The 12,982-nt window shown below is 55.5% G+C and carries 14 protein-coding genes; 9 read left to right on the forward strand and 5 right to left on the reverse strand.

Going from position 1 to position 12,982, the window contains the following annotated elements; translation table 11 throughout:
* The first annotated feature begins 108 nt into the window (after nucleotides 1–108).
* From AWR26_RS00075 to AWR26_RS00085, 3 genes are read left to right on the forward strand one after another with little or no spacing between them, the layout of a single operon-like run.
* Nucleotides 109–456 carry a YidH family protein gene (locus AWR26_RS00075; RefSeq protein ID WP_064562552.1) on the forward strand — a complete coding sequence of 116 codons (348 nt, stop codon included), beginning with the start codon at nucleotides 109–111 and terminating at the stop codon, nucleotides 454–456.
* Nucleotides 446–796, forward strand: coding sequence for a DUF202 domain-containing protein (locus tag AWR26_RS00080; RefSeq protein WP_007369412.1), 351 nt, complete (start codon nucleotides 446–448; stop codon nucleotides 794–796). The genes AWR26_RS00075 and AWR26_RS00080 overlap by 11 nt, the downstream gene beginning before the upstream one ends.
* 28 nt (nucleotides 797–824) lie before the next feature.
* Entirely contained in the window at nucleotides 825–1,928 is a 1,104-nt protein-coding gene (locus AWR26_RS00085; protein WP_064568926.1) for an anaerobic sulfatase maturase, read from the forward strand.
* Nucleotide 1,929: 1 nt separating this feature from the next.
* Here AWR26_RS00085 and AWR26_RS00090 read toward each other — a convergent pair whose 3' ends face one another.
* The gene (locus tag AWR26_RS00090; RefSeq protein ID WP_064562554.1) at nucleotides 1,930–3,246 is read right to left on the reverse strand and encodes a D-serine ammonia-lyase; all 1,317 of its coding nucleotides are present in this window, start codon (nucleotides 3,244–3,246) and stop codon (nucleotides 1,930–1,932) included.
* 160 nt (nucleotides 3,247–3,406) lie between these two features.
* On the opposite strand from AWR26_RS00090, the gene AWR26_RS00095 reads away from it, so the two are divergent.
* The gene (locus AWR26_RS00095) at nucleotides 3,407–4,495 is read left to right on the forward strand and encodes a cellulase family glycosylhydrolase (RefSeq protein WP_064562556.1); all 1,089 of its coding nucleotides are present in this window, start codon (nucleotides 3,407–3,409) and stop codon (nucleotides 4,493–4,495) included.
* Here the strand turns inward: AWR26_RS00095 and emrD are convergent.
* The 3 genes from emrD to tisB form a co-directional block, all read right to left on the reverse strand.
* Nucleotides 4,398–5,582, reverse strand: coding sequence for a multidrug efflux MFS transporter EmrD (emrD, locus tag AWR26_RS00100; protein ID WP_064562561.1), 1,185 nt, complete (start codon nucleotides 5,580–5,582; stop codon nucleotides 4,398–4,400). The two genes, AWR26_RS00095 and emrD, sit on opposite strands and share 98 nt — an antisense overlap.
* A gap of 177 nt (nucleotides 5,583–5,759) precedes the next feature.
* Complete coding sequence (locus AWR26_RS00105) at nucleotides 5,760–6,593, reverse strand: DMT family transporter (protein WP_064568927.1); 834 nt, start codon at nucleotides 6,591–6,593, stop codon at nucleotides 5,760–5,762.
* A 119-nt stretch (nucleotides 6,594–6,712) separates the two neighbouring features.
* Nucleotides 6,713–6,802: a type I toxin-antitoxin system toxin TisB gene (gene tisB / locus AWR26_RS00110; protein WP_064562565.1), complete on the reverse strand. Its 90-nt coding sequence runs from the start codon at nucleotides 6,800–6,802 to the stop codon at nucleotides 6,713–6,715.
* Nucleotides 6,803–7,316: 514 nt separating this feature from the next.
* Between tisB and ivbL the strand changes: the two genes are divergently transcribed.
* The 5 genes from ivbL (at nucleotide 7,317) to nepI (ending at nucleotide 11,351) form a co-directional block, all read left to right on the forward strand.
* Entirely contained in the window at nucleotides 7,317–7,415 is a 99-nt protein-coding gene (ivbL, locus tag AWR26_RS00115) for an ilvB operon leader peptide IvbL (protein ID WP_139227959.1), read from the forward strand.
* Nucleotides 7,416–7,518: 103 nt separating this feature from the next.
* Complete coding sequence (gene ilvB / locus AWR26_RS00120; RefSeq protein WP_064562568.1) at nucleotides 7,519–9,207, forward strand: acetolactate synthase large subunit; 1,689 nt, start codon at nucleotides 7,519–7,521, stop codon at nucleotides 9,205–9,207.
* 3 nt (nucleotides 9,208–9,210) lie between these two features.
* Nucleotides 9,211–9,495, forward strand: coding sequence for an acetolactate synthase small subunit (gene ilvN, locus AWR26_RS00125; protein WP_064562571.1), 285 nt, complete (start codon nucleotides 9,211–9,213; stop codon nucleotides 9,493–9,495).
* A gap of 126 nt (nucleotides 9,496–9,621) precedes the next feature.
* The gene (locus AWR26_RS00130; RefSeq protein ID WP_007369421.1) at nucleotides 9,622–10,074 is read left to right on the forward strand and encodes a DUF1198 domain-containing protein; all 453 of its coding nucleotides are present in this window, start codon (nucleotides 9,622–9,624) and stop codon (nucleotides 10,072–10,074) included.
* 98 nt (nucleotides 10,075–10,172) lie between these two features.
* On the forward strand, nucleotides 10,173–11,351 hold the full coding sequence (gene nepI / locus AWR26_RS00135) for a purine ribonucleoside efflux pump NepI (RefSeq protein WP_064562574.1): 1,179 nt from the start codon (nucleotides 10,173–10,175) through the stop codon (nucleotides 11,349–11,351).
* A 126-nt stretch (nucleotides 11,352–11,477) separates the two neighbouring features.
* Here nepI and AWR26_RS00140 read toward each other — a convergent pair whose 3' ends face one another.
* Complete coding sequence (locus AWR26_RS00140) at nucleotides 11,478–12,689, reverse strand: oxalate decarboxylase family bicupin (protein WP_064562577.1); 1,212 nt, start codon at nucleotides 12,687–12,689, stop codon at nucleotides 11,478–11,480.
* Nucleotides 12,690–12,982 lie beyond the last annotated feature (293 nt).

Genomic DNA, 12,982 nt, shown 5'->3' on the forward strand with positions numbered 1-12,982 from the left:
AAAGCGTCAGTTTATCCGCTACTTTGAAGGCCAAGCCGGATCGGTTTTCCCTTTACCGCTGCAAGAAAGGGCAATGCCGGCAGGGTTATCAACGTGGAAGGAGAACAGATGAAAATTTCCCGCGTCGGTGAAGCGCCGGACTACCGCTTCTCGCTGGCGAATGAGCGCACTTTTCTTGCCTGGATCCGCACCGCTCTGGGGTTTCTCGCGGCGGGCGTTGGGCTGGACCAGTTAGCGCCGCAGTTCGCTACGCCGCTGATCCGTGAAGTGCTGGCGCTGCTGCTGTGTCTCTTCTCCGGCGCGCTGGCGCTCTATGGCTATCTGCGCTGGCTGCGCAATGAAAAAGCGATGCGCCTGAAAGAAGATCTGCCCTATACCCGCGTGCTGATGGTAATAAGCGTGGCGCTGCTGGTGGTTGCGCTGGTGGTGATGGTGCTGGTGTTCTATGCCGGATAACCGCAAAGCCCGGCGCGAAACGGATCCTGGCCTGCAACCGGAACGAACATCGCTGGCATGGTTGCGCACGCTGTTCGGCTACGGCGCGCTGATGGCGCTGGCGGTCAGGCATAACTGGCAACATTCGGGCATGCCTTTCTGGATCTCGCTCATCATTCTGGCGTTGGCCGCGTTACTGCTCTGGCGCTACACCCATAAGCGTATCTTAATGGACGTCAATAAAAGCGATTTCGCCTTGCCCGGCGCAATACGTGACAAATTATTGATCTCCCTCGCGGTGCTTTCCCTCGCATTACTGTTTGCTGTAACGCATATCCGTCAGCTTATTCTTATCTTGTGAGGATGTTTGCATGCCAGGCTGCCACGTTATGGCTAAGCCCGCCAGTTCACGCTGCAACCTTAACTGCCGCTACTGTTTTTACCTCGAAAAACCGCAGCAAAATGTTATGGATGACACCACGCTGGAGGCATTTATTCGCCAGCAGATCGACGCCCAGCCGGGCGAAAAAGTGCCGTTTGCCTGGCAGGGCGGCGAACCGACGCTCTGCGGGCTGGAATTCTTTCAGCGCGTTGCCGCCCTGCAAAAAAAGCATGCCAACGGCAAACGTATTGAAAATGCCTTCCAGACGAATGGCCTTCTGCTGAATGAGGAGTGGTGCCGCTTTTTTCACGACCACGGCTGGCTGGTAGGCGTTTCCATCGATGGCCCGGCGGATTTGCATGATGCTTACCGTGTGAACCGCAGCGGCAAACCATCACATGCGAAAGTGCTTACTGCCATTGCGACACTGAATAAACATCAGGTCGAGTACAACCTGCTGTGCGTCGTCAATAATCTCAATAGCCAGCAGCCGCAACGCCTGTATCGCTATTTACGCGCGCTCGGAACGCCGTTTTTGCAGTTTATTCCGTTGGTGGAGCAGGACGCGCAGGGGCGCTTGTCTGCCGAATCAGTCAGCGGCGAAGCCTGGGGAAACTTTCTTACCACGATATTCGACATATGGGCGCGGGAAGATATTGGCCGCGTTTACGTGCAGTTATTTGACTCCACGCTCGGCGTCTGGAGCGGCTATCCGTCGCAAATGTGCAGCTTTGGCGAGACTTGCGGCCACGCTTTTGCGCTGGAGGCGAACGGCGATCTCTACCAGTGCGATCACTATGTCGCCCCGGATTACCGGCTGGGCAATCTGCATCAGATTCCGATTAAAACCCTCAACGCCAGCCACGAAGCTGCCGCTTTCGGGCAGAGTAAAAAAGCCAGCCTCAGCGAAGCCTGCCTGCGTTGTGACATGCTGCGTTTTTGCCGGGGCGACTGCCCGAAGCACCGCATCGTCGAGGGAAGAAGCGCGCTGTGTCACGGTTATCACCACTTTTTTAGCCACAGCGCGCCGCATATGCGCGTGATGCGCGATCTGCTGCGCCAACGGCGCTCCCCTGTTGAGCTGATGGCCTGGCTACGCCAGAGCGGCTGATTTAGCGAGCTTGCGCCAGATAGTGCGCCATCTCATCGGCGGGCACCATTCCGCCGCCGGTGGCCCATACCAGATGGGTGGCTTGCGCCAGTTGTTCCGGGCTAAAGCCGTGCAGTTGATGATAGCCGCTGTCGCTGCAAATTCGCTGCGGCCCGGACATTCCCGCCAGCGCCGATGGCTCCAGTTGAATGCCCTCTTCCTGCGCCAGCCAGCCGAGCTGCTGGAAAAGCGTGTTGTCATCAACGGTGTAGAAGCCGTCCAGCAGGCGCTCCATTGCCCGTCCGACAAAGCCGGAAGCGCGCCCGACCGCCAGACCATCGGCCGCCGTCTGGTTATCAATCCCCAGATCCTGCACCGCAATGCCGTCATGCAGCCCGGTATACACGCCCAGTAACATACAGGGAGAATGCGTCGGTTCGGCAAAAATGCAGTGTACCGCGCCGCCGAATGCCAGCTTCAGACCAAAGGCGACACCACCAGGACCGCCGCCGACGCCGCACGGCAGATAGACAAACAGCGGATGCGCGTTATCCACCACTTTGCCAAGCTGCGTGAACTGATCTTTCAGGCGCTGTCCGGCGACGGCATAGCCCAGAAAAAGGGTGCGGGAGTTCTCATCATCAATGAAAAAGCAGTTCGCATCCGCTGCCGCCGCTTTGCGCCCTTGTTCAACGGCCACGCCGTAATCTTCGGCATACTCCACCACGTTTACGCCGTGGCTGCGCAGTAGCGCTTTTTTCCATGCCCGGGCATCGGCCGACATATGCACCGTGACGCGAAAACCGAGCCGCGCGCTGATAATCCCAATCGATAACCCCAGATTTCCCGTCGAGCCAACGGCGATGCTGTACTGGCTGAAGAAACGGGCAAACTCAGGCAACAGTAGTTTGCTGTAATCGTCATCTGGCGTCAGTAATCCGGCCGCACAAGCCAGTTTTTCCGCGTGGGTCAGCACTTCATAAATGCCGCCGCGCGCTTTAATAGAACCGGAAATCGGCAAATGGCTGTCTTTTTTCAGCCACAGCTCGCCGATGATATCCGGGCCGAGACGGCGCTGCATTGCCGGGATCGGAACCACGTCAGATTCAATCATGCCGCCGCTTGCCGCCGTTTCCGGGAAAGCCTGAGCGATAAACGGCGCGAAGCGGGCAAGCCGCGCGTGGGCTTCGCTAACATCCTGTTGTGTCAGGCCAACATGCGGCAAAGCCCGGGCAACGGAGGTACTATTAGGGTTAAACCACTGCGTTTCTTTCAGCGCGATCAACTGCTCTATAAGCGGAAACTGCTGGATGAGTTTCTGAATGTCGGCGTTTTTCATCGGTTCATTTTCGTAAGAATCGGAGCGTTAAAGAAAACAGGAATCGGCCAACGGTGCAAGTGGGCCGCGGTTTTGAGAATTTATTACGTATTGCTGCTACACGTGTAAACGCAAGCATGCTAAATACATGTATTCATCCCTGATTTTCACAAGGTCAACTGTGTTAAAACCACTGATTGCAGTTGTTATGCTGTTAGCGGGAACCTCTGCGTTTGCCGCTGATACTCCGCTGACGGCGGCGCAATATGCGCAAAAGCTGGGGGTGGGGATGGATGTCGACTGGGCGCGTACCGATCGGGGTATCCGCGAGTTCGACCCGCTGATTGTGCGTGATTTCTACGACGCCGGTATCCGTCATGTGCGCATTCGCGTTGCCGATAATATGACGGAAGCGCGGCTTATCCACCTGCGTAAACTGGTGGAGGCCTGCGAACAGTATGGGGTGATTCCGATAATTGCCTATCAGGCAGACAGCTTCAAAGCCGATCCGGATGCCAAAAACGAAGCGCAGCTGGTGGCGTGGTGGTCAACGGTAGCGAACTTTTTCGGTACCGGGCACCCGATGCTCGGTTTTGATGTGATTTATGAACCGGCTGACAAACTTAACCGCGATTTGCCTGCCCTGAATCGCGCTTATGAAAATGTCGTGCGCACCCTGCATGATGTCGACGCTCAACGCATGATTTTTATTGCCCCGCGTATGCGCGCCGCGCCGGAAGATCTCTCCTCGCTGAAACTGCCGCCGCACAGCCAGAACTATTTGTTGGCTGAGTGGCACATTTTCCCGTGGGGGCCGCTGAAAAATAACGGTAAATATCCGTGGACATCGGGCACGGCGGCGGAAAAAGCCACCATCCGCGCGCGGATTAATACGGCGGTGCGCTGGCAGCAGAAATCCGGGCATGCCAGCTGGGTTGGCGGCTGGGCGGTAGGCGAATCCATTAAAAACGCGCCCACCGAATCGCAAATGGCTTTCGCCCGGTTTATGGCCTGCGAACTGAATAAGGTAAAAATTCCTTATGCTATCAATACCGATACGCAATTTTATGACGGGGAAGAGGGCGCATGGCGGCCAGGGCCGGAGCCGTTACTGAAAATGATGATTGCGCCGGAGTGCGACAAGCCCGACGCGAGGCCGGGCCATCATGAGGTTAAATCACCGGTTCATGGCGAGAAAAACGCGTCGCCAGCGGCAGCCAGCACAACAGAATTAAAAGCCCCGCCAGCGTCATCAGCATCCCAAGGCTAAACTGGCCGTTCTGCGGCAACTGTGAAGAGAGCCACGCCAGGCCGCCGGATCCGATGTTCTGCAACCCGCCAACCAGCGCGCCCGCGGTGCCCGCCAGAAATGGGAATGGCTCCATCGCGCCGCTGGTCGCCAGCGGGAACAGCATCCCGGCGCCGAAGAAAAACAGCGCGGCGGGCACGATCAGCGTCCAGATATTCATCACCCCGACAATGCCCGGGATCCACATCATCAGACCGGCCGCCAGGCAGCAGATCACCGACTGCCACATCAACGAGGTAAAGCGCTTGTTCTGCCGCCCGGCAAACCACGCGCCGAAAAAGGCCGCTGGCACCGGCAGAATAAACAGGACGCTGACCGTCATGCTGTTCAGGCCCAGCACGCCGCCCATCAACACGCCCGAGCTGGCTTCAAAGACCGCAATTCCGGCCAGACCGCCAATCAGCATCAGCAGATAACAATTAAATGCGCCATTGCCGAACAGGGTTTTGTAGCTGGCCAGCAGGCGGATGCGCGGCGCGTCTTTGGGCCGGGTTTCCGGCATCCAGCGCGCCATACTCCAGGTGACGACCAGGCACAGCACCAGCAAAAAGATAAAACAGGCGCGCCAGTTAAACAGCGTATTCAGCACACCGCCGATCAGCGGCGCAAGCAGCGGGCTAACCAAAATCCCCATATTCAACAAACTGTTAGCGTGACGCAGTTCCGTACCGGCATACAGATCGCGCGGCAGCGTGCGCGCCATCACGCCGCCCACGCCGGTGCCGATGCCCTGTAAGGCGCTGGCCAGAATTAATATCGACAGGCTGTGCGTGGTAATGGCGATCAGTGTTGCCAGCAAAAAGATGCTCATCCCGGCAAGGATCACCGGGCGGCGACCGACTCTGTCTGCCAGCGGGCCATAGAAGAGCTGGGAGACGCCGTAAGTCAGCAGATACGCTGCCATAACGCTTTGTACCACGCCTTCGCGAACATTCAGGGTGAGCGCCATATCCGCTATCGCCGGGATATAGATGGTTTGCGCCATCTGCCCGACAGCCACCAGAAGCACCAGCATCAATAACAAATTGACGTTTCTCTGCCTTTTCATGTCGATGATTACTTTTAAAAAATGGAAGATTAAAGAATATATGGCTGCGATAAAGCCTTAATTCCGGAGAAATCTAGCACAGCCAGATGACAGAACCACAATTATCCGGTGCAAAGACAGGCAGGAGAGAGGCAGGTTTTATAGACAACATTCGGCAACTTTTGTTGCCAGTAAGTTTCAGGAAAGGCGCAGCAGTATCGCGCCAGCGGCAATGCCACAAGCGGCAGCAATCCGCAGCCCGGCAACCTGCTCTTTGAGAAGAACAAAGGCAATCAGCGCGCCGAACAGAATTGAGGTTTCGCGCAGCGCAGCAACCACCGCCAGCGGCGCTTGCGTCATTGCCCACAGCGCCAGGCCGTAAGAACCCATGGTGCCGATGCCGCCGGGAATGCCCTTTTTCCAGTTGGCGAGCAGATAACGCGTCACCTCTTGCCGCCGCGCCAGCATTGCCCAGAACAACAGGCAAAAACCGTTGAGGAAGAAGGTCCATAATGTGTAACCCAGCGCAGAACCGGCAAGACGAACGCCGGTGCCATCGACCAGCGTGTAACCCGCGATAAACCCCGAATTAATCAGTGCCAGCCAGATCCCTTTGCGGGACCGCGTGCGTCCGTTAAACGCCATCGCCAATATCGACAGGCAGATCACGGCAATACCGCCCCACGCCACGCCAGAAAGTGAATCGCCGAGGATCAGCACGCTGACAAGCGCCACCAACAGCGGCGCGGTGCCGCGCATCAGCGGATAGGTCTGGCTCATATCCGAAACCTGGTACGTTTTCGCCACCAGCACCGTGTAAACCACCTGCAACGCGCACGAGACGGCAAGATAAGGCACGCTGGCGAGCGTCGGCTGTGGTGAGAAGGGTAACAAAATCAGTGCGATCAGCGCAGCGGAACCGCTAACGGCAATCGCCGAATAGAGTTTGTCGCTGCCGGATTTCACGATGGCATTCCAGCTGGCATGAAGCAGAGCGGCAAACAGCAAAATGCAGAAAACGGAGAGTGTCATGGTGGCCCGGGCGAGTGAGTTGTCAACAAAATGTAACATGCCGACCGCAGCGGATACCATATTAGCGGTGTTAAAGAGGGGCGGTTGCCCGCCCCTCTTTGGTGCGGCTTGAACCTGAATTAACGCAGGAATTTCAGGACAGCTTCAAGCAGTTGCAACAAAGCAACAATGAGTTTCAGGATCAGAATAAACAGTTCCATTCCGCTCATACGCGTCTCCTCTGGTTCAGGAGCACCGGCTGGCTTACCTTTCCGCTGCCTGTTGTCAGCCGTGTTGTTGGCGTAACGCAGTGTGCTCACTTAGGGGTTAAGGCGCTGACGGCACCACCCGTTTCAGCCAGGACTTCTTTGCGCCGTAGAGTTGCGGCCCCTGCACACCGATTAGCAAGGTCAGTATATATTAACACTGTTTATATATACAGTATTTATTGGACGAAATTTTGACCTTGATCCATACTCAATGCGGGAAAAAACGCCTGAAAATTGCACGGCGGCCTGTTTCCGCGTATAGTTTCCCTGTTGACGTAACGCAGTGTGTTTGCGGCCACCAACCGCAAAAAACTGTATAAAAACCTCGCTCCGGCGGGGTTTTTTTGTTTTCAGCGGCTGCATAACCAAACGTGATCCGCCGCGCAGTTTTCTGCGGGTGCGTAAAAAGCAGTTGTCGGCGACGAAATCCTGTGTTTGTATAAATCCTGTTAATTACATGACAGACAGGTCCCTAATGAACGCTTCCACAATGTCGATGAACCTACTAAAAACCGCGCATAACGCCGCGGTGGTCGTCGTGCGTGTGGTGGTGGTCGTCGGCAATGCGCCGTAGGGTCCGGAACAACACACGATTCCAAAACCCCGCCGGCGCAAACCGGCGGGGTTTTTCGTTCAACACCCTCCGGAAAGCTGGCCCAGAAGAAAAGGACTGGAGCATGGCAAGTTCGGGCAGCACATCACAACCCACGCGCTACACTGGCGCGCAACTGATTGTTCATTTACTGGAACGACAGGGCATCACCACGGTAACCGGTATTCCTGGCGGTACGGTTCTGCCGCTGTACGACGCGCTCAGCCAGAGCAAACAGATTCGCCATGTGCTGGCGCGCCACGAGCAGGGCGCAGGTTTTATTGCGCAGGGCATGGCGCGTACGCAGGGTAAACCAGCGGTCTGTCTGGCCTGTAGCGGGCCGGGAGCGACCAACCTGGTGACCTCCATTGCCGATGCGCGCCTCGATTCCATCCCGCTGGTTTGCATTACCGGCCAGGTACCCGCCTCGATGATCGGCACCGATGCGTTCCAGGAAGTGGACACTTACGGCATCTCTATCCCCATCACCAAACACAACTACCTGGTGCGTGATATCGCTGAACTGCCGCAGGTGATCTGCGATGCGTTTCGCATTGCGCAGTCTGGCCGCCCCGGCCCGGTGTGGATAGATATTCCTAAAGATGTGCAGACGGCGGAAATCACCCTGAGCGAGTTGCCGGAACCTGGCTACAAAGCCCCTGCTCCGGCCTGGAATGCGCAGGCGGTACGCGAAGCCGCAGAGATGATCAATGCCGCGCAGCGCCCGGTACTCTATCTCGGCGGCGGGGTAATCAATGCGCCGCAGCAAGTTCGTCATCTGGCGGAGAAAGCCAATCTGCCGACTACCATGACGCTGATGGCGCTCGGCATGCTGCCGAAGCAACACCCGCTGTCATTGGGCATGCTGGGGATGCACGGCGCACGCAGCACCAACTTTATCCTGCAAGAGGCGGATTTACTGGTGGTTCTGGGGGCGCGTTTTGATGACCGGGCGATTGGTAAAACGGAGCAGTTCTGCCCGAATGCCAAAATTATCCATGTCGATATCGACCGCGCGGAGCTGGGCAAAGTGAAGCAGGCCCATGTGGCGATCCAGGGCGATGTCGGTGAAGTGCTTGACGCGCTGATCCCGCACGTTGAGGCGCACTCCCGCCACGCCTGGCGTAACACGGTTGAGCAACTGCAACGCGAGTTTCCGGGCGCCATTCCGCAGGGTGGTGATCCGCTGAGCCACTACGGTCTGATCAACGCCGTTGCGGCTTGCGTGGACGATAACGCCATTATTACGACCGATGTGGGCCAGCACCAGATGTGGACGGCGCAGGCTTATCCGCTTAACCGTCCGCGCCAGTGGCTGACTTCCGGCGGGCTGGGCACCATGGGTTTTGGGCTTCCTGCCGCCATTGGCGCCGCGCTGGCGAACCCGGATCGCAAAGTTATCTGTTTTTCCGGCGACGGCAGCCTGATGATGAATATTCAGGAAATGGCCACTGCCGCAGAGAATAACCTCGATGTGAAGATCGTGTTGATGAACAACGAAGCGCTGGGGCTGGTTCACCAGCAGCAGAGCCTGTTCTATAAATCGGGCGTGTTTGCGGCAACTTATCCGGGAATGATTAATTTTATGCAGATCGCCGCAGGTTTCGGCCTGCAAACATGTGATTTAAACGCCGCCGCCGATCCGCAGGCCGCGTTGCAGGAGATCATCGCCCGTCCTGGCCCGGCGTTGATCCATGTCCGTATCGACCCGCAAGAAAAAGTTTATCCGATGGTACCGCCGGGCGCGGCAAATACAGAAATGGTGGGGGAATAAGCCATGCAAACAACTGATAACGTCATTCTCGAACTCACCGTGCGTAACCATCCGGGTGTCATGACGCATGTTTGCGGGCTCTTTGCGCGACGAGCGTTCAACGTGGAAGGCATTCTCTGTTTACCGCTACAAAATGGTGAACAGAGCCGCATCTGGCTACAGGTTGCCAACGACCAGCGGCTGGAGCAGATGATAAGCCAGATCGACAAACTGGAAGATGTGGTGCAAATCATCCGTCATCAGAGCGATCCAGGCGTGTTTAACAAACTGGGGCAATTCTTCGAGTAATCGCGCTATTTATGCGAAGCGCCCGGTAAGCCGATAATTAACTGTCGGCTTACGGCTGTCTTTACGGCTGTGCGTCAGAGGGGATTTCCCCGTATGATGAGCCTTTTTTACGCGCCGGGAGCAGGTATGATTTGGTTGATGTTGGCAACGCTGGTGGTTGTTTTTGTGATTGGCTTCAGAGTGTTAACCTCTGATTCCCGGCGGGCGATCCGCCGTCTCACCGACCGGCTTAACATTCAACCTGTTCCGGTGGAATCAATGATGGATCAGATGGGCAAAACGGCGGGCAACGAGTACTTAAGTTACCTGGCGCGCCCGGATGAAGCACATCTGCAAAATGCAGCGCAGGTGCTGCTGATCTGGCAGGTTTCCATTGTCGATAGCAGCGAACAGAACCTGCAATACTGGCACCGGCTGATGCAAAAAGCGCGGCTTGCCGCACCGATAACCGATGCGCAGGTGCGGCTGGCGCTCGGGTTTTTACGCGAGCTGGAGCCGGATACCATCGAACTGAACAACTTCCAGTTGCGTTATAACGCCCAGTTTATTCCGCAAGAGGGCGTCCACTGGCTGCACTGATCCCCATCATAAAATGAGTTGCCGAATTGTTAATTGCGTCACAGATGATGAATGTTACACTGCGCGACCTTCACGACGAATAACTAAGCAGGTGACAAATGAGTGAGCAAACTGTGGCGCAATCGGACGCGGTAATCCGTCCTAACTGGTCAGCCGTTTTCGCGGTGGCTTTTTGCGTTGCCTGTCTGATCACCGTGGAGTTTTTACCGGTGAGCCTGCTGACACCAATGGCGCTGGATTTGGGCGTTTCCGAAGGCGTTGCCGGGCAAACGGTCACGGTAACCGCGTTTGTGGCTATGTTTGCCAGCCTGTTTATTACAACGGTGATCCGCGCCGCCGACAGGCGTTATGTGGTGATCGCCTTTGCGGTGCTGCTGACCCTCTCCTGCCTGCTGGTCTCTTTTGCCACTAACTTTATGCTGCTGCTGGCAGGCCGCGCCTGTCTGGGGCTGGCGCTCGGCGGTTTCTGGGCGATGTCGGCTTCGCTGACCATACGTCTGGTGCCGATGCGTACCGTGCCGAAAGCGCTGTCGGTGATTTTTGGCGCGGTGTCGATTGCGTTAGTGATCGCCGCGCCGCTGGGCAGCTTCCTCGGCGGCATTATCGGCTGGCGCAATGTCTTTAACGGCGCGGCGTTGATGGGGGCGATCTGCATTCTCTGGGTATGGCGGGCGCTGCCGTCGCTGCCGGGTAAAACCGAACATCATGAGAACATGTTTGGCCTGCTGAAACGCCCCGGTGTGCTGGCGGGAATGATCGCCATCTTTATGGTCTTCGCCGGGCAGTTCTCGTTCTTTACCTATATTCGTCCGGTGTATATGAACCTGGCCGGGTTTAGTGTCGATGGCTTAACGCTGGTGCTGCTGAGCTTTGGTATCGCCAGTTTTGTCGGAACGTCCTTCTCTTCGGTGGTGATGAAGCGTTCGGTCAAAATGGCGCTCGCTCTTGCACCGCTGACGCTGGCTGTCAGCGCGCTGGTGCTGATTTTGTGGGGCAGCGATAAAGTCGTTGCTGCGGGGATCGCCATCGTCTGGGGGCTGGGTTTTGCGCTGGTGCCGGTGGGCTGGTCAACCTGGATCACCCGTACGCTTGCCGATCAGGCGGAAAAAGCCGGTTCCATTCAGGTGGCGGTGATTCAGCTTGCCAACACTTGTGGCGCGGCGATTGGCGGTTTCGCGCTGGACCATTATGGTTTGCTGTCGCCGCTGGTGCTCTCCGGTAGCCTGATGCTGCTGACGGCGCTGCTGGTGGCGGCGAAAGTGCGAGTAAAAGCGTGACGGCGAGAGCGGCAGCACTGAAGAGTTGATTGGTGGTGTACCGAACTTCCAGCCGTGTGGCCGCGTAAGGAGAGGTCGCTTCAGGCGACCTCTTGCTGATAGAGCAGTACATTGCGTGTGAGTCGGTTATTTTACGAGAGGATTTTTCTGCAGATTTAGCGCCTTCATAAAATTATCATCAAGTTGCAGGTGTTGCTTCACTAATTCCGGCGGCGTATTTGCCAGCCACTGATTGAGTGAAATGTCGGCATAGTAATCGCTTTTAAACAGCTCAAGAAAACGCAGCGGCGAGTTCCCGGTATTTTCGATGTAATGCCCCATCGCAAAAGGAACATAGCCCACATCTCCGGCCCGATAGTCAAACGTTCTGGCCTGGCCTGACGACGCGAAAACACCCATTCTTCCTTCGCCTTCGAGATAGTATTGCCATTCGTCATTATTCGGATGCCAGTGGAGTTCTCGCATCCCGCCGGGTAGTACTTCAACTAAGGCTGCGGAAATGGTTTTAGACACCGGAAAATTAGAGGAGTCCGTTATTCTGACAGTGCCTCCCGGTGCTTTTATGGGATCCTGACCGAGCATGTGATGGGTAAAGGCAATATCTGATTTCATTGACCCTTTAATACTGTCCGATGAAAGTGAACCGGGCACATTACCCGCAAATATATATTCGTTCGCGGGCGAAGGGAGATTAGCGAATGTTGCCACAGGAACCTGAAAGTTTTTCGCTAATATTTCAGGTGGAACATGTTTAAACCAGTCAGAGAGCAGGAAGGTACTGTCCTCATCAAATCCGCCACTATCAAATGCTAAAAGAAATTCACAACCATCGGGGCCGAGACCCTGAATGGAATGCGGAATACCCGACGGGAAATACCATATATCGCCAGGACCAATATCATCGACAAACCATCCTCCTTTAGTATCAAACGCGGTAACTCGTGCGTTTCCATAGAGCATATATGCCCATTCGGCTTCCTTATGCCAGTGAAGTTCCCTGATCCCGCCCGCGTTCAGTCGCATATCCACGCCAGCAATAGTCGTGGATATTCCTAATTCGCGCTGGGTAACTTGCCGGGTCCAGCCTCCGCTTCCTTTGCGGATATGTGAATCACTGAAGGAATAACGCAGATTCGGTAACGTACCACTATCCGTTGCGGGTGGATTTACGATATCCGGGTTTTCTCCTTCACGAATAGGATCGTGTGGTCCGGGATCGCGTTGTCCAACTGGATAAGTTTTTACAGTGTCATCATGCGCAAGCGCTTGTCCCGCAGCTAACATGACCGTACCGCCCGCTGCAAAAGCCATGAAGCCTCTTCGGGATATTTTTTGCATAAGAGAAATTCCTCCAACCATTATTAGTTCGGTGATTTTATTAAGTGGCAATTTGGTTATAGATAAACTGGTATGGTATGGAGGGTTGTTTTTGTAACAGGAACAATTCCCGCTAAAGCGAGGCGCTCTTTGCAAGAAATGACTAACTAATTAAATTAAATAGCTTGCTAATTATTTTCACTGCCGTTTTTTGCAGTAATAAAAAATGAAAAGAGAAAGTTATTGCTACACCTTAAGGTAAATTCTTTGGCATTTTTACGTTAAGTAACATTGGATAAAAAAGATATTTATCT

It is taken from the genome of Kosakonia oryzae, assembly GCF_001658025.2.
Taxonomy (GTDB): Bacteria; Pseudomonadota; Gammaproteobacteria; order Enterobacterales; family Enterobacteriaceae; genus Kosakonia; species Kosakonia oryzae.

Coding starts and splice junctions, on each gene's coding strand:
- AWR26_RS00075 (WP_064562552.1), top strand. CDS start 109: ATGAAAATTTCCCGCGTCGGTGAAGCGCCGGACTACCGCTTCTCGCTG.
- AWR26_RS00080 (WP_007369412.1), top strand. CDS start 446: ATGCCGGATAACCGCAAAGCCCGGCGCGAAACGGATCCTGGCCTGCAA.
- AWR26_RS00085 (WP_064568926.1), top strand. CDS start 825: ATGGCTAAGCCCGCCAGTTCACGCTGCAACCTTAACTGCCGCTACTGT.
- AWR26_RS00090 (WP_064562554.1), bottom strand. CDS start 3,246: ATGAAAAACGCCGACATTCAGAAACTCATCCAGCAGTTTCCGCTTATA.
- emrD (WP_064562561.1), bottom strand. CDS start 5,582: ATGAAAAGGCAGAGAAACGTCAATTTGTTATTGATGCTGGTGCTTCTG.
- AWR26_RS00105 (WP_064568927.1), bottom strand. CDS start 6,593: ATGACACTCTCCGTTTTCTGCATTTTGCTGTTTGCCGCTCTGCTTCAT.
- tisB (WP_064562565.1), bottom strand. CDS start 6,802: ATGAGCGGAATGGAACTGTTTATTCTGATCCTGAAACTCATTGTTGCT.
- ivbL (WP_139227959.1), top strand. CDS start 7,317: ATGAACGCTTCCACAATGTCGATGAACCTACTAAAAACCGCGCATAAC.
- ilvB (WP_064562568.1), top strand. CDS start 7,519: ATGGCAAGTTCGGGCAGCACATCACAACCCACGCGCTACACTGGCGCG.
- ilvN (WP_064562571.1), top strand. CDS start 9,211: ATGCAAACAACTGATAACGTCATTCTCGAACTCACCGTGCGTAACCAT.
- AWR26_RS00130 (WP_007369421.1), top strand. CDS start 9,622: ATGATTTGGTTGATGTTGGCAACGCTGGTGGTTGTTTTTGTGATTGGC.
- nepI (WP_064562574.1), top strand. CDS start 10,173: ATGAGTGAGCAAACTGTGGCGCAATCGGACGCGGTAATCCGTCCTAAC.
- AWR26_RS00140 (WP_064562577.1), bottom strand. CDS start 12,689: ATGCAAAAAATATCCCGAAGAGGCTTCATGGCTTTTGCAGCGGGCGGT.